We start from the raw sequence: 19,617 nt of genomic DNA on the forward strand, positions 1-19,617 counted from the left end.
GTGGCCGCCAGCGGGGACAAATGCCGGCCGCCTACGGGGAGATCAGAAAGACCGTTGACAGAGGTCTCCGGACCCTCGAAGAACGGTGTCAGCTCCGCGTGAAAACTGACCACTGGTTCCGGCTGAATCGGGACCACCTCCTGAAGCATCGGGAGGTGCTGAACGTGGAGGACTGGGCGGAGATCCGGCGGCTGCGGCGGTCGGAGGGTATGGCGATTCAGGCCATCGCACGGCGGTTGGGGATGTCTCGCAACACCGTGAAGAAGGCGTTGCCAGCAACAGGTGAACGCGTCGGCCCACGGCCCGGTGTCGGAGATGGGCGGCACACGCTGGCGGGGATGAGTGGCCAGTTTCGCGGGCACGTGCAGCAGCCGGTAGCGCAGGGTGCCGGGCTCGGCGTGGGCGAGGTCGGGTTGGTTGTGCAGGCCAAGCAGTCTGGTCCAGGCGGCGAGGTTGCAGGCCAGGACCCAGCCGCGGTTGACGGTCCAGGTTTTCGAGGGCAGGTTGCGCAGGCCCATCGCCTTTCCCGCTCGCACCTGATCTTCCACGCCGGCGTGCGCCCGATGCAGGCCCTCGAGCCATCGCGGCTGACGCGAGCCGGGCACACCCGCGATGCGGGTGATGTCGGTCGCGACGATCTGATACCGCCAGCCGGTCCGCCTCTCCAGATCGGTAAGTTTTTTCAGGTGCCGGGCCGACGGCTTCGTACGCCGCACGAGCCGCCGCAGCGTGCCGCTCCAGCCAGCAGGCCGGGTGTTGAGGCCGGTCAGCTCCGCGACATGCGCGGTACTGGTGGCGGTGCCGTCCTGGCACAGGCTGTCGCTCCACGCGCCGGCGGGCAACCGCGCGATCGCGGTCTCGTCGTCGGCGGTGATTGGTGATCGTCCAGCCGACGGTGAGACGCACGCTGCGCCACACCCGGTTCATCCGCTCCAGATGTTCGAGCAGTTCGTGGGTGGCGCCGGCCCCATCGGCGCGAACAAGGATCTTGCGCCGGTACGCGACCGGAAGCCGGGCGATCGCGTCACCGAGGACCCGCACGTGATCAGCGACCGTGTTCGATCCGGCGTTCCCGGATCTGAGCAACATGGCCAGACATTCGGCGGTGTTGGAGCACCAGGCGCCGAGCGGATGGAACCCGAACCCCCGTTTTTAAGGTGGCCGCCACGCCCTGCCTGTCGCTGTGAGCGGTGATCAGGGTGGCGTCCAGGTCGATGATTACCCACCTGGTCAACAGCTTGCCCGCCACACTCAGCCACGGGAGCCCCTGCGGTCGGCGGGCAAGCAACACCCACACATGAGCGCGGACCTTCGCCCGAGCCCTACCGATCCACTTCAGTGTCTTCTCGTCCAGGCCAGCCAACGCCCGCCGGACGGTCGACTCCGACGGCGGCTCACCGAAGAGCAGGCTTTGATGGGCGAGCACCGCGATGTCGGACATGCTCGTAGCGTCGAGCGCGATCGCGACCGCGAGTGACACCGGGACCATGCCCCGCTCCCACCGAGCCGGGCCCTTCCTTCGCGGCAGGATCTTGTTCAACCCGCTCGTCAGACCGGTTCGGTCCGCGCACTTGCGCAGCAGGACCGCACCCGCGTGAGCGACCAGACCCTTCCCGCCCGAGCCGACGACCAGCCGCTGATCCCACCCGCTACTCTTGCTCACCAGAAGGGTGCACCTTGCTCTGCTATGGAGATGGCGTAGACACCCATATCCTTGCGGGTCATGTGCATCTTTCGTTTACCGCTCTCGACCGGCTAAACCCCCGCTGAATGAGGGAGGCTGAGCCGGGCTGGGCGGCTCCGGCAACGGCCAGGCTGGAATTCCTGACTGTCGCCGGAGCCGTTTGCTTCCTGAACCACCGTGCGGCCGCCAGCGCGAGTGCGGCACTGGCGCGGCACCGGTGCTGGCGTCGTGGCCGCCGCTATCCTCCGGCATGGCACCGCCACGGCCGACCATGCAGGTACAGGCCGCCGCGGGGTGGTGCGGCGATACTGTCGGCTCTTTCCTGGGTCGATCAGGCAGGGCGGGCAACCGGGTACGGGCGGGCCGGGATGCGGCGGGTGCTGTTGCTGGTCTGCGGTGCCGTTCCGCCTTCGGCCGGCTGTAGCGGGGCCAACGCCCGTCCCGCCGCCAGGATCGGTTGTTGGAACCAGTAGCTGAACTCGGCTTCCGTCGGGTCGCCTTCGGGCACGGCGACCTCGGCAAGCCGGAACTCAACCAACTGCTCCAGGACTGCCTCTGCGTGTCCGTGGTCGATGTCGAGGATCCGGGCCGATTCGGCGACGGTTGTCGTGCCGCAGGTATTGGCGGCCAGACAGCGGAATGCCAGTCGGAGGTGTCGTGGCATGGCCTGGTCGCGAGCTGCGACGCTGAGTCTGATGTCAAATCTGCCGGTCGCCAGCTCGGCAAGCCACCGATCGGGAGTGAGCCGCTGGATCAGCCGGTGCAGAGACCAGTGCGGACGCAGTGCCAACAGGCCGGCGACCGCTCGCAGCGGTACCGGAAAGCCGGCACAGATCTCGGCTAGCGCCCGCGCCACCCCCGCATCGCGCTGCAACCGGTGCCGTCCAGCGGCATCGATCAGAAGCTCTATCGACTGATCGACGGTCAGTTGCCGTAAGTCCACCGTCGCCTGGATCTGCCGGCCGAACAGCCGGCGATGGGCCCCGATGATGGCCGCGCTGTGCCGTCCTCCCGGCAGCAGCAGGCCCCCGATGTCGGCGTCGCTGACGTCGTCAAGGAGCACCAGTACCTTGCGGTCGATCGTCCAATTGCGGAACATTTGGCTGCGCGTCTCCAGTTCGTCGGGGATCCGACTCGTCGGAATGCCGACAGCTGCAAGGAAATTCGCCAGCAGTTCGGCGGCGCGTGATCTGCCGCGGAGTGATCCGTAGAACTGACCGTCGGGAAACTCCGCCCGTACCTGGTGGGCTGCCCGGGCACAGAAGGCGGAGACACCCACGCCTGGGGGGCCGCTGACCGCCACCACCGCCGGCTCGTTCGCCGACCGCTCGCGCAACACCGCGACGAGCCGTTCCAGCTGATTGTCGCGACCAACGAGCGACACGTTGACCGGCAGTTGCATGGGCGGGTCGGGACGGGCGGAGACCCGAATGGTCTCGGTAGGCTCGGGTCCCAGCTGGGGTCCGGGCTCGGCCGACAGGATCTGACGCTGCAGGTGTTGCAGTTCGGGCCCCGGCTCCAGGCCGAGTTCGTCGGCGAGGACCGAGCGAATCCGTTGAAACAGCCGGAGCGCCTCGGACCGTCGGCCGGCGCGGTACAGCGCCAGCATCAGTCGCGCGTGTAGGCCTTCATGAGTGGGGTGTTGCGCGGTGTAGCCGGTGAGTTCGCTGATCAGCTCGTGGTGCCGGTTGAGCGCCAAATCAGCGTCGATCCGTAGCTCATGGATGCTGTACCGGCTCTCGTTCAGACGTACCAAGTCGGCCTGGAGCACGGGTCCGACGGACACGTCGGCGAGCGCGCTGCCGCGCCACAGCCCGAGAGCCTGGCGCAGGGTCCCGGCTGCTCGCTCCACTTGGCCTTCCTCGAGCTGCCGCCGTCCAGCGGCGGCGAGCAGTTCGAAGGTGCGGATGTCGATCGACTCTTCGGGTACGCCGAGCAGGTAGCCGCCGAGCCTGGTCTGTAGCGAGATCGGACCGGGCCGAATGCCGGGCCGGGCGTCGCCGACGTTGAGCACCTTGCGGAGCTGATAGATGTACGTCTGTAGAGTGGTGGCGGAACTGGGCGGTGGCTGCTCCTCCCACAGCTCATCGATGAGCTGCCGGGTTGGGACCACTCTGTTGGCCTGGATGGCCAGGAGCGCGAGCACCTGACGGAGCTTCGGCGCCGACGGTGTGATCACCTCTTCGCCGCGTATCACCTCGAACGAGCCTAACATCCGGAAAATCACCTGGTGCCCTCCCCGCCTCGCATCAAGATCGTTGTTGGGATTCCCACCGATCCGCGACCGCTCACTGGCGGTCACGGCCACACCATCGACATCCCTTGATCGCAGCCGAGCCTGCAACGACCGACTCGATTGCACCTAGAGCCTGGGTAGATTCTTACCGTACCGATCCACTTACTTATCGTGAGTGGATCGGGTGCGGCATTCGAGTCTGTCTCCTGTCGAGAGCTGCCCGCCGGTCCCCGATGGCGGTGCCCTTCGCCGGGCAGTCCGGGTCTCCCGGTCACCCCGAGTGAATGGCCGCCCAGTCGGCTACGCCGTCGATCGAACCGTCTGCGATTTCTTGAGCAAGCCTGCGGACGTACTTCAGCTCGGCCTCTCTCAGGGCGAGCTGGTACTCGTCCTCCACCAGGAAGACTCGGGCGACGGTGGGCTTGCTCGACTGGCCACGTATCTTGTGCAGCGCTGCGCGGGCCTGCTCGATGGCCTCCGTGAGCCGTTCGACACGTAGGCGCAGCTGGTGGGCTGCGTCTGTCGGTGGCAGTGCGGTCATGAAGGTCAAGCCGGCACTGAGCAGGTGATACTCCTTGGCTGGCTCGCTCAGTAGCTCCCGCAGCCAATCGTGCAGCTCGGCCGCCCCGGCCTCGGTGATCTCGTAGACTGTCCGTTGTGGTCGACCGCCTTGCCGGGTTTCGGCAATTTGCACGATAAACCCCGCCTTGGCCAGGGCCTCGACAACCGCATACAGCGAGCCGAAGTTGAGCTTCACGGCCGAGTCGTGTTGCTGCTCGCGCATAGTCAGGGACATCTCGTACGGGTGCATAGGCCGCTGGCGAAGACAGGACAGGACGGCCAGAGCCAGTGGGTTGGCCACTTTGCGTCTTGGCATGAGGAACCTCCGGGATCGAGTGTTTCAGTTCGAGCATGCTGGAGCCAGTAGTTGGACGGGTTGCGTCGGCAACCCGTTGCTTGGTCTCGATTATTCGTGTCAGAATAGACGCATGACTCAGAGTGCTCAGGTAGGGTCCAAGCGGGCCCTCATCATCGGATGCGGTATCGCCGGACCCGTGCTGGCCATGTTCCTCAAACGCGCCGGCCTCCTGCCGGAGATCTTCGAGGGCCGGTCGGCCCCGAGCGACGAGGCCGGGGCATTTCTCAACCTGGCGCCCAACGGTGCCGCGATCCTCCGTACGCTCGGCGTAGACGACGACGTCCTGGGCTACGGCACGCCCACCACCAAGATCCTTTTCCAGAACCACCGTGCCAAGCGCCTGGGTCTCAACCCGGAGCAGACCACGCTGATCAAGCGGGGCCTGCTCAACCGGGGCCTACGTGAGGCGGCCGTCAACGCTGGTGTCCCCCTGCACTTCGGTAAGCGCCTTGTCGACATCGAGCAGCGCAACGGCAAGGTCAAGGCGGTCTTCGAGGACGGCAGCTCCGCCGAGGGTGACCTCATCGTTGGATGTGACGGCATCCACTCACGGACCCGCCGGGTGGCCGTTCCCGAGGCTCCCGACCCTAGCTACACCGGAATCATCGACTGCGGGGCCTTCACCCGTACCTCGGCTGCCGGAGCGGCCGACGGCATCATGCGGATGACCTTCGGCCTCAAGGGGTTCTTCGGCTACCAGGTGGTGCCTTCCGGGGAAGTGTACTGGTTCGAGAACTACCCGGAGGACCACGAGCCCGACCGAGACACCCTCGACGCCATCCCGCAACAGCAGTGGCGGGACCGCCTGCTTGCCATGCATGGAGATGATCACCACCCGGTCGCCGAGATCATCCGGTCCACCGAGGGACCGATCGGCCGGTGGCCGATCTATGACATGCAGAGCATTCCGCGTTGGCAGCAAGGGCTGATCTGCCTCATCGGCGACGCAGCACATGCGACCTCACCACACGTGGGGCAGGGGGCGTCGATGGCGATGGAGGACGCGATCGTGCTGGCCAAATGTCTGCGCGACGTGCCAGACACCCGGGCGGCCTTCGCTACCTTCGAGAACCTGCGGCGGGAGCGGGTCGAGCGGGTGGTCAAGGAAGCTCGGCGTACGGGCAACCAGAAGGCCCCGTCCGGCGCGTTCGGCCGGGCGATCCGCGATCTGGTGCTGCCGTTCTTCCTCAAGATGGGAGTGAAGGCCACGGAGCCGGTCTACAGCTACCGGGTTGACTGGACGGAACGGGTGACCGCGGACGCGGGCACCCGTTGATCCGATGGGGAGCGCGTGGTGTCATGCGCTCCCCATCGGATCTTCGGTGCGGCCCGCCAAGGAACCGGTTCGCGGCGGCTACCCGATGTCCGATCCACTTGTCTGCGCTGCGCCGACTGTCGCAGTGGACATCGGCCAGTCTGCTGTGCCCGGGCCCTGGTACGTGCCGGGTCCAGGGCCAGGTCTGTCGTCGTTACTCAGGCGGAGTGTGTGCTGATCTGAACGAGGTTGCCCTCCGGGTCGGTGACGTACGCCTGGCGCTCACCCCAGGGCTGGTCGGTCGGCGCCATCAGCACCTGCACCCCCGTTGCCGCCATCGCGGTGACCATCGCGTCGACCTCCGCCGGTGTCTGTACCAACACCGTGATGTCGAACTGCCGCAGGTATCCGGGGAAGATCCGGTTGATGCCGGTAGATGAGCGAATCTGTTCGTAGGTGACAAAGGTCAGGTAGAAGTCACCCTTCACCACGGTGCCGAAGACCGCCGTGCCGGTCTCGGGGAACCGGTAGACCTCGGTGAACCCAAGGTTGTCGCGGTAGAAGGCGATCATCCGGGCGATATCCCAGGTATAGATATTCGGCTGCCCGTACCGCACCTCGGCCTGGATGGTGGATGTCGCAGTTTGCTCGGTCGGCACCGGCGCCGCCACGCTGGGGGCGGCGCTGCCGCCAGCGAGAATCCCTACGGCCAACAGCGACGCGAGCCCTGCTCGGAAGCGGAATGTCGTCATGGCGTTCCATCTCCTCAACGTCATCAACAGTCCTACATGATCGGGGCCGCAGGGTATGGAGTGATGATCCAGAACCGTTGGGAAATCACTCGATGGTCGCTGGAGGCGCACGCCAAGGGCCGTAGTAAGGATCCAGTGCGACTTGAGGCTGTTGCGACCTGCGGCTGCCAAGCTCCGCTGCATCGAACCATGGCGCCGTCTGGATTGGCGGGCGTACGGGACGGAGGAGCACATGCGTGAGTCGACCCGCGTACTCGTCATCGGTGGTGGCCCTGCCGGGTCCACCGCTGCTGGCTTGCTTGCCCGCTCGGGACTCGATGTGACCTTGCTCGAACGCGAGATCTTCCCCCGGTACCACATCGGAGAGTCGATCTTGCCGTCGTGCCGGCCGATTTTCGAGCTGCTCGGGGTCTGGGACAAGCTCGTCGACTACGGCTTCCGGCGGAAGGCCGGCGCCTACTTCTTCTGGGGTGAGGAGGAGTGGGAAGTCGCGTTCAACCAGCTCGGCGACGACACGCCCAACGCCTGGCAGGTCGTCCGAGCCGACTTCGACAAGCTGCTGCTCGACCACGCCTGCGAGACCGGTGTCACGGTGATCGAGGGCACTGCGGTACGCGAACTGGAGTTCGACGGTGAACGTCCGTGCGCCGCCCACTGGGTGTCGACTGCGGATCCGGCACAGCGCGGACGGATCGAATTCGACTACCTTGTCGACGCCTCGGGGCGTGGTGGCCTGATGGCTACCCGGTATCTGAAGAACCGACGCTTCCACGATGTGTTCCGTAACGTCGCCGCCTGGTCCTACTGGAAGGATGTCAAGCCACTGGCCAAGGGGCCCGACGGGGCGATCGCCGTCTGCTCCGTCGACCGTGGCTGGTTCTGGGTGATCCCGTTGCACGACGGAACCGCCAGCGTTGGCCTGGTGACCGGACGTGATCACTTCAACGAGCGGCGGAACGCGCTCGGCGACATCGGCGAGGTGTACCAGGAGGCGATGCGGGACTGCGCGCCCGTGGTCGACCTGCTCGATGGGGCCACGCAGGTCGCCGACATGAAGGTCGAGCAGGATTATTCCTACGCCTGCGACACCTTCGCCGGCCCGGGCTACTTTCTCGCCGGCGACTCGGCCTGCTTCCTGGATCCGCTGCTCTCCACCGGCGTTCACCTGGCCACGTACAGCGGGATGCTGGCGGCAGCCAGCATCGGAAGCATCGTGCGCGGCGAAGTCGGTGACGACGAGGCGGCCGCCTTCTACGGCACCGTCTACCGGCATGCCTACGAGCGACTGCTCGTCTTGGTCTCCACTTTCTACGAGAGCTACCGAGGCAAGGATTACCACTTCTACAACGCTCAGCGACTCGCTCAGTCCGACATTGATCATCTTCAGCTGCAGGCGGCCTTCGACCGGATCGTCACCGGGCTCGCCGACATCGATGACGCCCGCACTGCCTACTCGCGGGTGCAGCAGCACCTCACCGGGGCGGAGAGCGGCGACCCGAACCCACTGGCCAACCTCAACCGGGTCCACGAGCAGAAGCAAGCTCCCTTCCAGCCCGAGAACGCGGTGCACGGTCTGTACCTGACGTTTCAACCCCAGCTCGGGTTGCGGCGGGTAGCGATTGACACCGGCCCGGCGCCGCTGCCCGGCACTACGGTGTCACGTAAGGAGCTTCGGTGATGTCTGCAGCTACCGCCGCCCGACCGGCACCGTCCGGCCCGGCGCGTGCATCCGGGTATTTCACCCTTTTCATGACTGATTCGTGGGAACGATTTGGTTTCTATGCCCTACAGGCGATTTTGGTACTGTTCGCGGTCGCGCCGCTTGAACGAGGTGGCCTAGGGCTTCCCGTCGGTGACGCCACCGCCATGTTCGGCGCCTGGATGGGCCTCACCTTCATGCTCGCCCTGCCCGGCGGTTGGGTCGGCGACCGAGTCCTTGGCCTACGCCGGGCGATCCTGGCCGGGGGCGTCATCATCGCCCTAGGGCACTTCAGCCTGGCCCTGCCGACGGTGTGGACGGTGCCGCTGGGGCTGGTCCTGCTGTCGGTGGGCACCGGGCTGTTCAAACCCAACCACCAGGCGATGCTCAACACCGTCCTCGGCGGCGATGCGGGGCGGCGCGAGTCTGGAATCTCCCTGATGTACGTCGGCATCCAGATCAGCGCCTTGGTCGCCCCGCTGATCTCCGGCTTCCTCGGTGAACGGGTCAACTGGCGACTCGGGTTCGCCGTCGCCGGACTGGCCATGGCCATCGGTGTCGTTCAGTTCGCTACCGCACGGCCACGGTTCAACGGGCTCGCCGATCGCCCTGGACGTCCGCTCGCGGCGGCCGACCGCCGCCGAGCCCTACGACAGACCAGCGCGACGCTGGGCGTGCTGACTGCGGTCGTGGTCGTCGCGGCCCTGACCGGTGTGCTCACCCCGACCACCGCCATCATCAGCATCGGAATGCTGTCGCTGATCGTGCCGGTGATCGCATTCATCGCGCTGCACCGGCACCCCGCCCTCACCGGCGAGGACCGGGGGCGACTCCGCAGCTTCCTGTGGGTGTTCCTCGGCTCGGCGCTGTTCTGGATGCTGGTCGGCCAGGGCGGATCGGTGCTGAACCTGTTCGCCCGCGACCAGACCAATCGCGACGTCGGCGGCTTCCTCGTGCCGGCCAGCTGGTTACAGTCGGCGACGCCGCTGTTCATTCTCCTGCTCGCGCCGGTCCTGGCCTGGCTACTGCCCCGGGCGGGGATGCTCGTCGGGCTGCCCGGCAAATTCGCGGTGGGACTGCTCATGGCCGGCGCGAGCTTCCTGCTGATGGCGGTCGCCGCGATCCTGGCAGCCGATGGCCGGCTGGTCTCGCCAGGCTGGCTGATGGTGGTCTACCTGATGCATGCCTGCGGCGAGCTGATCGTGGCTGCGGTCGGCATCTCGGCGGCTGCGGACGTGCTGCCGCCAGCGTTCATAGCGCACACCCTTGGCCTGCTGTGGTTGTTCGCCGCGCTCGGCGGAGGCCTCGGCAGCCAGGTCGTCCGGCTCGCCGAGGTAATGCCACTGCCGGCGTACTTCGGGGTGCTCGGTGCCGTGTCGACCATCGCTGGTCTGGCCTTCATGGCCCGCCGACGCTCGATTGGCAACCGGCTCGCGCCGCGAACGGCCCAGTTCGAAGCCGCTCACTGAGTCCTCGACGGGCCAGCCGACCGATCTCGGCCGCGACCAGGGACCGGGCCAGGGTATCCAAACACCCCAGCTCCGGTCACCCCCAACAACGACAGCGCCATTCGTACAGCGACAGGGCGTCTGCGGGCGCCAGAGACGGAGTAACGATGGAGCATGGTCTCGCCGGCAAGCGGGTTCTGATCACCGGTGGCACACGCGGAATCGGGCGAGCGAGCGCCCTCGCCTTTGCCCGGGCCGGGGCCCGTGTCGTCACCTGCCACCGGCCCGGTAGCGACAACGGTGATCATTTGATCCGGGAGTTGAAGGAACTGGGGGAAGGTCATGCCGTCGTGGCCGCCGACGTCACCCAGCCCGACGGCACGGCGTACGTCGCCGAGGTCTGCCGGCAGACGCTCGGTGGCCTTGATGTCCTGGTCAACAATGTCGGAGTCGACGGCCAAGTCGTCTTCGGTGAGCTCGGACCCGGCGAGTGGGAGCGGGTGCTCTCGCACAATGTCACGGCCGCATACCTGGTGTCCCGGGCCGTTCTCGACCTGCTGGTCGACGGTGCGTCCGTGGTCAGCATCGGTTCCTCGGTGGCGATGCGGGGCCGGTTCGCCGGCGTGCACTACACGGCCTCCAAAGCCGCTCTGGTCGGGTTCACCCGGTCACTGTGCAAGGAACTCGGTCCCCGTGGCATCAGGGTCAACCTGGTGGCACCTGGGCTCACCGAGTCCGAGCCGGGCGCGGGCCTGCCGCCGCCGGTGGTCGAGCGGATCGTGGGGCTGACCGCGCTCGGTCGCATCTGCCAGCCCGAGGATGTCGCTGGCGCGGTGCTCTACCTCGCCGGTGACACCTCCCGCTACGTGACGGGAGTCATCCTCAACGTGGACGGAGGTGTGTGATGCCGTACGCCGCCATCACCTACCGGGTGCAGCCCGGGCACGAGGACGAGATCGCCGAGATCTTCGCCTCCTTCGAGCGGGTCGATCGACCCGAGTACGGCAACGAGGACAACGGGTCGATCGGGCGATTGCTCGGCACCGCGGTCTTCATCAAGGACGACGTGATGGTCCGGGTGATCCATTTCGAAGGCGACTTCGCGGCGATCGCCCGTCACATGGCAGGGCAACGTGGCGTGCACCTGATCGAGGAGAAGCTGGCCCCGTACCTGAGCCAACAGCGCGAGACTACGACCTCCGACGGATTCGCCCGCTACTTCCGGGACGCGACGATGCGCTGCATCTCGCAGTTGTCGGTGGACACCCATCCGGCTCGGCGGTGAACCCAGTATGTCTTCCAGAACCATCGGCGTTGTCGGGCTCGGCGGCATGGGCGCGGGAATGGCACACGCGCTGCTTGCCGCCGGGCTCCCGGTGGCCGTGCACAATCGGACCGCCGCCAAGGCTACGGATGTTGTCGCTGCAGGAGCGCAGCAGGCCGATAGCGCTGCCGCACTCGCCGCGCGAAGCGACGTGGTCCTGCTCAGCCTCAGCGACGAATACGCCGTCGAGGAGGTTCTGTTCGGCGAACTGGTGCCTCAGCTAAGGCCAGGAACGCCGGTGGTGGACACCTCCAGCGTGTCCCCGGCGTACGCCCGGCACACCGCCACCCGGCTGGCCGCCTCCGGGGTACGCCGCATCGAGGCGTGTGTGGTCGGCAATCCGGAGATGGCGCGGGCCGGGCAGCTGCGGGTCTTCACGGCGGGCGATCCAGAGCACGTCGGGCAGGTACAAGACGTGCTGACGGCCGTTGGTCAGCAGGTGCGGCACCTGGGCGAGTCCGGCTCGGCGACCGGCCTGAAACTCGCCCTCAACCTGCTACTCGGCGCGCAGACCGTCGCGCTGGCCGAAACCGTCGCGTTCGCCGAGGGTATCGGCGTTCCTCGAGCAGACCTGCTGGAGCTGGTGGCCGCCGGCGGCTGGCACTCTCCGGTGTTGGGTTTCCGGAGCCAGTTCATGCGCCGTGGCGAGTACCAGCCGGCAGGATTTCGCGCCGCACTGATGCTCAAGGACCTCCAGCTCATCGCCGAGGAGGCAGCCGCGCGGGGTGTCGCCGTACCACTGACCGCTACAGCGGCCGAGCGCTTCGCCGATGCGGTGCGGGCTGGCCGCGGCGACGACGACGCCGCTGTCGTGGTGGAGGTATCGGCGTCTGCCTACCCGCCCCCGAGTGTCAAGGAGATGTCGTGACCGTCGCCAACCCCACGCTCATCGGCCCGTCCCCGCTCGACCTGGGCACCGCCTTCTGCTCGGCCAAGGTCCTGCTCAGCGCGCTGGAAGTCGATCTGTTCTCCGAACTCGCCGCCGGGCCGGCCACCGCCGAGGAGGTGCAGGCGAAGGTGGGACTACACCCACGCGGCGCACGGCACTTCCTCGACGCTCTCGTCGTACTCGGGCTGCTGGAGCGCAGCGCCGGCCGGTACCACAACGGCGCGTACGCCGGCCGGTATCTCGTCCGCGGCCCGGAGTACGCCGGGGGGTTCCTCGATGGTGCCAACCACGTGCTCTACCCGGCGTGGGGTGGGCTGACCGCAGCGTTGCGCACGGGTCGGCCCCAGGCAACCGGTGACCTGGAGGAGATGCTGCGCGACCCGGATCGGCGGCGCGGCTATCTGACCATGATGGACTCGCTTAGTGGGCCGCTGGCCGAGCAGATCGCCGACGCCTGCGACTGGCGGAGGTTCGCGACGTTGGCCGACATCGGGGGTGCCCGGGGCAACCTGGCTGGGCTGCTACTCAACCGGTTTCCGCAGCTGACCGCCACCGTGTTCGATCGGCCACAGAACGGGCTGGCGTGTGAGGAACACCGGCGGAACCTTGGTGTCGCCGAGCGGCTCTCGTTTCGGGGTGGAGACTTCTTCGCCGACGCGCTGCCGCAGGCGGACATCCTCGTCATCGGGCACGTGCTGGCGGACTTCTCGCCCGAGCAACGTCGGACCCTGGTCCGTAAGGCCTACCAGGCGGTCCGGCCCGGCGGTGCGTTGCTGATCTACGACCCGATGCCGGACGAGCAGGCCCCGGAGCTGACGAGCCTGGTCGCCTCCCTGCACTTGCTGGTGATGACACCCGCCGGATCCGCCTATCCGGTTGCCGAGTGCCGGAGCTGGCTCACCGACAGCGGATTCGTCGGGGTCACCGCGATCCCGGCCCGGCTGGGCAACACCATTGTGGTCGGCCAGCGGGCCGGGTGACGTGACGCTGACCGGGCGGCAGGCCTGGCTGGAAGGAGCTATCGACATGGACATCGGAATCGGACTGCCGACGACGATCCCCGGTGCGGCCGGGTCTGACCTTGTCCGCTGGGCCCGCCGCGCCGAGTCAACCGGCTTCAGCACCCTCGGGGCGCTCGACCGTTTCGTCTACGACAACTACGAACCGCTGACCGCCTTGTCGGTGGCAGCTGGCGCGACCGAACGGATCCGGCTGGCTACGACGATCCTCATCGCTGCCTACCGGGACAGCGCGGCCCTGCTCGCCAAGCAGACCGCCAGCCTGCAACGGTTGTCCGGCAACCGGCTGGTGCTCGGTGTGGCCGCTGGTGGACGGGCTGACGACTACGAGGCCAACGGCACCTCGTACGAAGACAGGGGCCGACGGCTCGACACGATGCTGGACGAGATTCGGCAGGTGTGGCTCGCGACGGGGCGCTGGGCCGACGTCGGTCCAGCGCCGAATCCCCCGCCGCCGCTGATTGTGGGCGGGCACTCGCCGGCCGCCATGCGGCGGGTCGCCCGGCACGGCGCGGGCTGGATCGCGGGAGGCAGCTCGGCTGCCGGGTTCGCCGTACTGGCAGCCCAAGCTCGGCAGGCATGGACCGACGCCGGACATGGCGGTGCCCCCCGGACATATGCGCTGGCGTACGTCTCCCTCGGCCGGGACGGCCGCTCGGCCGCAGAGCAATACCTGCGCCGCTACTACGCGTTCATTGGAGAGAAGGCGGACCGGGCCGCCGCCGGCGTCATCACCGATGGGAGCCAGCTGCAGGACCTCCGGGCCGCGTACGCGGCAGCCGGCTGCGACGAACTGCTGCTCTTTCCATGCGTGGCGGATCCGGATCAGGTCGACCTGATCGCCAAGGACGCACTGTCGTGATGCTCGAGGTGCTCATGGTGGGGGCGGTGGTAGGTGGTGGGCTGGTGGCGGGTGTGCTGTTCGCGGTGGCGCTCAGCGTGGTTCCTGCGCTGGCAGCGCTACCGGTCGACCGCTACGTGGTGACCCACCGCTTGCTCGGGCGCAACTGGGACCCGACCATGCCGCTGATCGTGCTGACCACCCTGGCGGTGAACGTCGTCCTGGCCTTGCTCGTCGATGGCCGAACATCGGCGGTGCTGTTCGGCCTCGCGGCCGTGTTCCTGCTGGGCGTGTCCGGCGTCTCGCACCTGTGCAACGTGCCGATCAACCGCCGGGTCAAGGCCGTCGACCCGGACCGGATGCCGTCCGACTGGCGTGATCCGCGCATCGTCTGGCGGCGATGGCATCTGCTCCGGACCTGGTTGGCCGGGGTGGCGGCGGCGGCCACTGCTGCCGCCGTCGTCTTGGCGGGGTGACCAGGCAGGGGAGAGAGAACCCGGCTGGCTGGCGCGATGCCGTCGCGACTGCGGCTCAGGCGGCGTCGGGCTGGTCGAGCGCGGCGACCGTCACCTGGTACGACGGGTCGTCGGCGTACTCCTCGCGGTAGCAGATCCGTTGGATCTGCCGGTCGGTGACGAACAGTGCCACGTCGACGAGGACGCCGAGGTGGGCGACGGCACCGGCCGGTTCATGGCGCTTGTCCTGCAGTACGTCGCCGATGCCGCCGAGGAAGTTCGTCGCATGGCCGAACTGGTGCTCGCTGGGGCGGCGTACCACGACCTCCAGCGCAACCGGCTCGGTCAGCGGCGTCCAGCCGCTGCGCTGCGCCGCGTCGCACGCTGCGGTCAGCAGGGTACGGACCCGCGCTGCCTGTCGATTGCCGGCAGTGAAGATGGACAGTGTCTGATTCTTCAGTGGTGGCAGGCCCGGGACATCGAACGCCAACGCGAGCGCCTGACTGTCACGCATCAGGACCTCCTCGAGGATCGACGGCGGGGCGCGCCGGGCTGCCGGCGGGCGTACCGGCGGGAAGAGCGGGTCGGCGGCGACGGCGACCGAGTCGTAACGAAAGCTACCCACCCTGTTCACGCGTCGCCCAGGGTCCGTTCGTTCACAATTCCGGATCCAGCGTTGTGCGCGGACCGGCGGCGCGGGCGCCGTACTCCCGATCTCGGACGGGACCGGCGGGCACCGTCGGGACCGATGCCGGCACCGGTGTTTGCCGACGCAACGAACGGGTAGCGCGGTACCGGGGCAGCCCGAGCCGAACCGAAGGAGCTATCGATGGACGACCCGATCAACCTGTCGGTGATCTACTACAGCGCCACCGGGACCACCTACCAGATGGCGCAGGCCGCCGTGGAGGCAGCGGAGAAGGCCGGCGCGCAGGTGCGGCTGCGCAAGGTCCGCGAACTCGCCCCGGAGGAGGCGATCCGGTCCAACTCCGGCTGGCACGCGCACCGGTTGGAGACCGAGGACGTGATGGAGGCCGAGATCGACGACCTGGCCTGGTCGGACGCGGTCATCTTCGGCACCCCGACCCGGTACGGGGTGATGGCCGCGCAGCTGAAGCAGTTCATCGACGGCAGCGGGCCGCTGTGGGCCAAGGGGGTCCTGGTCAACAAGGTGTTCTCCGGGTTCTGCTCGACCGCCACCGCGCACGGCGGGCAAGAGGCGACGCTGCTGTCGCTGTACAACGTCGTGTACCACTGGGGCGGCATCGTGGTCACCCCCGGCTACGTGGAGCCGAGCCAGTTCGTCGGCGGCAACCCGTACGGTGCCTCGCACACCAGCCGCAACGGCGAGATCCCGCCGGACGAGGCGGCGCTGACCGCGACCGCCCTGACCGCCCGGCGGGTGGTCGACATCGCCGCGGCGGTCAAACGCGGTCTGGCCGTCGGTTGACCGCGACCAGACCGACCAGCAGCTCCCGCAGCACGTCCAGGCCGTCCGGGCTGAGCACCGACTCGGGATGGAACTGCACCCCGGCGAACCGCGGGCCGACCAGCGCGTGCACCGCGCCGTCGGTCCCGTCCCGGCACAGCCGGACCCGCCCGTACGCGGTGGACAGGCTGGCGGTGCCGCAGCTGGCGGTGAAACTTGAGTAGAAGCCGACCCGGCGCGGGACGCCGAAGAAGTCGATTTCCCGCTGCAGTCCCTGACTGGGCAGCGGCCGGCGGGTCACCGCCAGACCAAGCCGGTCGGCCAGCACCTGGTGGCCCAGACAGATGCCGAGCAGCGGCTGCCCACGGTGCAGCGCGACGTCCACGACCCGGCGCAGCACCGCCATCCGGGGCTGCGCCGGGCCGGTCGGGTCACCCGGCCCGGGCCCGGCGACCAGGACGTCCGCCGTGGCCGGGTCGACCGTCGCGATCCGGTCCCAGCGGACCTGCCGGACCGCCGCGCCGAGCGCCCGCAGCAGGTGGGCGAGCATGCCGGTGAAGCTGTCCTCGGCGTCCACCATCAGCACGTCCAGCCCGGTCAACCGGGACTCGGCCACGGCACCGGGAACCCGCTGCTCCAACCAGAAGCGGGCCAGCCGGTCGTTGCGGGCGGCCAACGCGCGTACCACCGCTGGGTGTTCGGGGTGGGCGAGCGCGGCGGCGACGCCGGTGCCGGGCGTCCCGGCCGGCAGCCCGATCCCGCCGCCGGCGGGACCATCGGTCGCCGAGCGGTCCGACGGCATCGCCGGTCCGGAGGCGAGCCCGAGCGACGCGAGGACCGCCGACGCCTTCGCGTGCGTCTCGGCCACCTCACCGGACGGTGTGGAGTGACGCACCAGGGTCGCGCCGACCGGCACCCGGATCTCCCCGGTCAGATCGATCTCGGCGGCCCGGATCAGGATCGGCGCGTCCAGCGTCTGCGCGCCGTCGCTGTCGTGGCCGAGCAGTGCGAGCACCCCGGCGTAGTAGCGGCGTCCGCCGGGGCTGTACCGGGCGATCACCCGGCAGGCGCTCTCGATCGGGCTGCCGGTGACGGTCGGCGCGAACATCGTCTGCCGGAGCACCTCCCGCACGTCGTGGCAGTTGCGTCCGGCGAGCAGGTACTCGGTGTGGCTCAGCCGGGACATCCGCTTCAGGTAGGGGCCGATCACCTGGCCGCCGTGCTCGGCGACCGTCGCCATCATCTTGAGCTCCTCGTCGAGCACCATGTAGAGCTCCTCGACCTCCTTGGGATCGTCGAGGAACGACAGCACGGTGGCGAGATCCGGCTCGCCCTGCGGATGCCGCAGGGTGCCGCTGATCGGGTTCATCATGGCCAATCCGTCACTGACGCTGACGTGCCGTTCCGGTGTCGCGCCGACCAGCACCCGCTCGCCGGTGTAGACCAGGAACGTCCAGTAGGCGCCGCGTTCGTCGCGCAGCAGCCGGCGAAGTGCGCTCAGCCCGGCGACCAGCGCCGCCGAGCGGCCCACCCGGTCGGCGGCGGAACCGTCCGGTGCCACCAGCCGGGCCCGGTAGGTGCGGTGCAGCACGAAGTTGGCACCGGCACCGTTGCCGATCTCGTCCCGCAGCACCTGGGCCACCAGGTCGGCGTACTCGTCGTCGGCGATGTCGAAGCCGCCGCCGTCGGTCGTCACCGGCGTGCCGGGCAGGTCGCGGACCGCCGTCGCGACCGGCACCTGGCGGTAGGTCGACACCCGGATGCACTCCAGCGGAAGCCCGTCGTCGACGTGGGCGAACCTGCGTTCGGCGATCTGCCGGTACGGGACCACCGCCAGCGTCGCCGGCTGGTTCGCCGGTCCGGCCGGCAGCGGGATGTCCGCCAGCCGGTCGGCGCGGTGCGGTGTGCCGCGGAGCAGTTCGACGACGTCGGCGCCGTCGCGACGCAGCAGCGCGAACGGACCTGGGTCGACGCCGTCGTGCACGGCGCGCAGCAGGCTGGACAGGTGGTCGGTCATCGGGTCCCCTCGGGCTTCGGGCGGCCCGGCGAGGAACTGCCCGGGTGGGAACCCGGTGGCCGCCTCGACGGGCGGCCGGATGGTTTCGCGCTAGACGCGTGGCAGGGCCGCCAGGTCGGCGGGCCACCAGCAACGAGTGAGCGCGAGCATGGCGACAGCATACCGGTCCTGGGCCGTGGCTGGGTACGGTGATCGACGATGAGCATCCTCGCCCTCGATCTCGGCACTTCCTCGGTGCGCGGCCTGATCCTCGACAACGCGGCCGCGCCGCAGCAGGACGCGTTGGCCCGCCGCAAGGTGGCGCTGGCGGTCGACCGGGACGGCGCCGCCACCCTCGACCCGGCCGACTACCTGGCCGCTCTCATCGACTGCGTCGACGAGCTCGACTCGGCCGGCCGGCTCGACGGTGTCGAGCTGGTCGCCTCGGCTGCCCAGTGGCACTCGGTGTTGCCGCTGGATCCCGCTGGCGCCCCTATCGGCCCCTTGATGACCTGGTTGGACACCCGGCCGGCCGCATTGCCCGGTGCGGCCGCGCCGGCCGACGAGGCCGACTTCCACCAGCGCACCGGCACCTGGTGGCACCGTTTCTACTGGACGGTGCGGCTGCCGTGGCTGCGCCGCCACTGCGGCGGCCGGCCGGCGCGCTTCGTCGGACTGCCGGAGTACGTGCTGGCCGGTCTGCTCGGGCCTGCGCCGATGTCGGTGTCCCAGGCGTCCGGCACTGGCATGCTCGACCTGGTGACCATGCAGTGGGACCCCGAGGCCGTGCAGTTGGCCGCGGTGCGTCCAGGTGAGCTTCCGGAGCTGGCCCCGGCGGACTGGCGCGGGCAGCTGCGGGCCGAGTTCGGCCGGCGTTGGCCGGCGTTGGCCGGCGTGCCGTGGACCCCGCCGATCGGCGACGGCGCCGCCTCCAACATCGGCTCTGGATGCCTGGACCCCAGCCGGGCCGCGGTCACCGTCGGCACCTCAGCGGCGGTACGGGTGGTCCAGCTGGCCGCGCCGGGCGTCCCGTTGCCGCCGTTGCCGGCGCAGCTGTGGCGCTACCGGGTCGATCACACCCGGATCGTCACCGGCCGGGCCTACTCCGCCGGCGGCAACCTTTACAGCTGGGCGAACCGGGAACTACGCCTGCCGCAGGGGGCCGAGCTGGAACGGGCGCTGGATCTGATCGAGCCGGGTGAGGGCGTACCGGCGGATCCCCGGTTCGGCGGCGACCGCCCGCCGGGCCGGGCCCCGGCCGGCTCCGGCGAGCTGCGTGGACTGGGGTTCGGCACCACAGCGGTCGACATATTCGCCGGGCTGATGGAGGGCGTCTGCCGGCAGGTGGCCGGTGACCTGGACGAGATCGAATCGATGATGGGCGGCCCGGTGACCGAGGTCGTTCTCGGCGGCGGCGCGCTCGCCGCGTCCGGCTGGTGGCGCAGGGCGTTCGGCGCGGTGCTCGCCCCGCGTCAGGTGCGCTACATGGCCGAGCCCGAGGTCGGTGCCGCCGGGGCCGCGCTGGTCGCGCTCGGCCGGCTCGACGGACCGGGGCCGGCACGCGACATCGGCCGGACGGACGATGGCGAGTCGGCGGGTAAGCTACCCGCCAGTCAGCCACTGTATCCTTCGTGAGTCTTCCCGCAGGTCGCCGCGTTGACAGCGGAACGT

Annotated in this window: 17 protein-coding genes and 3 pseudogenes; 12 read left to right on the forward strand and 8 right to left on the reverse strand. The window is 68.8% G+C overall.

Annotated elements, in window-relative coordinates:
* Positions 1-155: 155 nt before the first annotated feature.
* Positions 156-272, forward strand: a pseudogene (locus tag ACFHWT_RS25915) (helix-turn-helix domain-containing protein); the annotation flags it as partial.
* A 51-nt stretch (positions 273-323) separates the two neighbouring features.
* Here ACFHWT_RS25915 and ACFHWT_RS25920 read toward each other — a convergent pair.
* The 5 genes and pseudogenes from ACFHWT_RS25920 to ACFHWT_RS25940 form a co-directional block, all read right to left on the reverse strand.
* A pseudogene (locus ACFHWT_RS25920) lies at positions 324-716 on the reverse strand (IS1380 family transposase); the annotation flags it as partial.
* 157 nt (positions 717-873) lie between these two features.
* A pseudogene (locus tag ACFHWT_RS25925) lies at positions 874-1,089 on the reverse strand (IS1380 family transposase); the annotation flags it as partial.
* Positions 1,046-1,441 carry a hypothetical protein gene (locus ACFHWT_RS25930; protein WP_416597307.1) on the reverse strand — a complete coding sequence of 132 codons (396 nt, stop codon included), beginning with the start codon at positions 1,439-1,441 and terminating at the stop codon, positions 1,046-1,048. The gene ACFHWT_RS25930 and the pseudogene ACFHWT_RS25925, both read right to left, overlap by 44 nt.
* A 574-nt stretch (positions 1,442-2,015) precedes the next feature.
* A complete protein-coding gene (locus tag ACFHWT_RS25935; protein WP_416597308.1) occupies positions 2,016-3,992 on the reverse strand; it encodes a BTAD domain-containing putative transcriptional regulator in 1,977 nt (658 codons plus the stop codon).
* Positions 3,993-4,191: 199 nt separating this feature from the next.
* On the reverse strand, positions 4,192-4,797 hold the full coding sequence (locus tag ACFHWT_RS25940; protein WP_416590530.1) for a PadR family transcriptional regulator: 606 nt from the start codon (positions 4,795-4,797) through the stop codon (positions 4,192-4,194).
* Between the two features lie 112 nt (positions 4,798-4,909).
* Between ACFHWT_RS25940 and ACFHWT_RS25945 the strand changes: the two genes are divergently transcribed.
* Complete coding sequence (locus tag ACFHWT_RS25945) at positions 4,910-6,115, forward strand: FAD-dependent oxidoreductase (RefSeq protein ID WP_416597309.1); 1,206 nt, start codon at positions 4,910-4,912, stop codon at positions 6,113-6,115.
* Between the two features lie 197 nt (positions 6,116-6,312).
* On the opposite strand, the gene ACFHWT_RS25950 is transcribed toward ACFHWT_RS25945, so the two are convergent.
* Entirely contained in the window at positions 6,313-6,846 is a 534-nt protein-coding gene (locus ACFHWT_RS25950) for a VOC family protein (RefSeq protein WP_416597310.1), read from the reverse strand.
* A 232-nt stretch (positions 6,847-7,078) separates the two neighbouring features.
* Here ACFHWT_RS25950 and ACFHWT_RS25955 point away from each other — a divergent pair, with 232 nt between their 5' ends.
* From ACFHWT_RS25955 to ACFHWT_RS25990, 8 genes are all read left to right on the forward strand, one after another.
* Positions 7,079-8,524: an NAD(P)/FAD-dependent oxidoreductase gene (locus tag ACFHWT_RS25955; RefSeq protein ID WP_416597311.1), complete on the forward strand. Its 1,446-nt coding sequence runs from the start codon at positions 7,079-7,081 to the stop codon at positions 8,522-8,524.
* On the forward strand, positions 8,524-10,014 hold the full coding sequence (locus ACFHWT_RS25960) for a peptide MFS transporter (protein WP_416590526.1): 1,491 nt from the start codon (positions 8,524-8,526) through the stop codon (positions 10,012-10,014). Before ACFHWT_RS25955 ends, ACFHWT_RS25960 begins: the two co-directional genes overlap by 1 nt.
* A 146-nt stretch (positions 10,015-10,160) precedes the next feature.
* Positions 10,161-10,898 (forward strand): SDR family NAD(P)-dependent oxidoreductase, encoded by a 738-nt coding sequence (locus tag ACFHWT_RS25965; RefSeq protein ID WP_416597312.1) that lies wholly within the window; start codon positions 10,161-10,163, stop codon positions 10,896-10,898.
* Positions 10,898-11,278, forward strand: coding sequence for a TcmI family type II polyketide cyclase (locus ACFHWT_RS25970; protein WP_416590524.1), 381 nt, complete (start codon positions 10,898-10,900; stop codon positions 11,276-11,278). The genes ACFHWT_RS25965 and ACFHWT_RS25970 overlap by 1 nt, the downstream gene beginning before the upstream one ends.
* 7 nt (positions 11,279-11,285) lie before the next feature.
* Positions 11,286-12,185 carry an NAD(P)-dependent oxidoreductase gene (locus ACFHWT_RS25975; protein ID WP_416597313.1) on the forward strand — a complete coding sequence of 300 codons (900 nt, stop codon included), beginning with the start codon at positions 11,286-11,288 and terminating at the stop codon, positions 12,183-12,185.
* A complete protein-coding gene (locus tag ACFHWT_RS25980; protein WP_416597314.1) occupies positions 12,182-13,186 on the forward strand; it encodes a methyltransferase in 1,005 nt (334 codons plus the stop codon). Before ACFHWT_RS25975 ends, ACFHWT_RS25980 begins: the two co-directional genes overlap by 4 nt.
* A 46-nt stretch (positions 13,187-13,232) precedes the next feature.
* A complete protein-coding gene (locus ACFHWT_RS25985) occupies positions 13,233-14,087 on the forward strand; it encodes an LLM class flavin-dependent oxidoreductase (protein WP_416597315.1) in 855 nt (284 codons plus the stop codon).
* Positions 14,087-14,542: an anthrone oxygenase family protein gene (locus ACFHWT_RS25990; RefSeq protein WP_416597316.1), complete on the forward strand. Its 456-nt coding sequence runs from the start codon at positions 14,087-14,089 to the stop codon at positions 14,540-14,542. Before ACFHWT_RS25985 ends, ACFHWT_RS25990 begins: the two co-directional genes overlap by 1 nt.
* A 55-nt stretch (positions 14,543-14,597) precedes the next feature.
* Here ACFHWT_RS25990 and ACFHWT_RS25995 read toward each other — a convergent pair whose 3' ends face one another.
* Positions 14,598-15,035, reverse strand: coding sequence for a hypothetical protein (locus ACFHWT_RS25995; RefSeq protein WP_416597332.1), 438 nt, complete (start codon positions 15,033-15,035; stop codon positions 14,598-14,600).
* A 315-nt stretch (positions 15,036-15,350) separates the two neighbouring features.
* Here ACFHWT_RS25995 and wrbA point away from each other — a divergent pair, with 315 nt between their 5' ends.
* Positions 15,351-15,971, forward strand: coding sequence for an NAD(P)H:quinone oxidoreductase (wrbA, locus tag ACFHWT_RS26000; RefSeq protein WP_416597317.1), 621 nt, complete (start codon positions 15,351-15,353; stop codon positions 15,969-15,971).
* Here wrbA and ACFHWT_RS26005 read toward each other — a convergent pair.
* Entirely contained in the window at positions 15,946-17,967 is a 2,022-nt protein-coding gene (locus ACFHWT_RS26005; protein WP_416597318.1) for an anthranilate synthase family protein, read from the reverse strand. The two genes, wrbA and ACFHWT_RS26005, sit on opposite strands and share 26 nt — an antisense overlap.
* A gap of 198 nt (positions 17,968-18,165) precedes the next feature.
* Here ACFHWT_RS26005 and ACFHWT_RS26010 point away from each other — a divergent pair, with 198 nt between their 5' ends.
* Entirely contained in the window at positions 18,166-19,581 is a 1,416-nt protein-coding gene (locus tag ACFHWT_RS26010) for an FGGY family carbohydrate kinase (protein ID WP_416597319.1), read from the forward strand.
* Positions 19,582-19,617: the final 36 nt, after the last annotated feature.

The sequence above is a fragment of the Micromonospora sp. LOL_021 genome (assembly GCF_048060215.1).
Taxonomy (GTDB): Bacteria; Actinomycetota; Actinomycetes; order Mycobacteriales; family Micromonosporaceae; genus Micromonospora_E.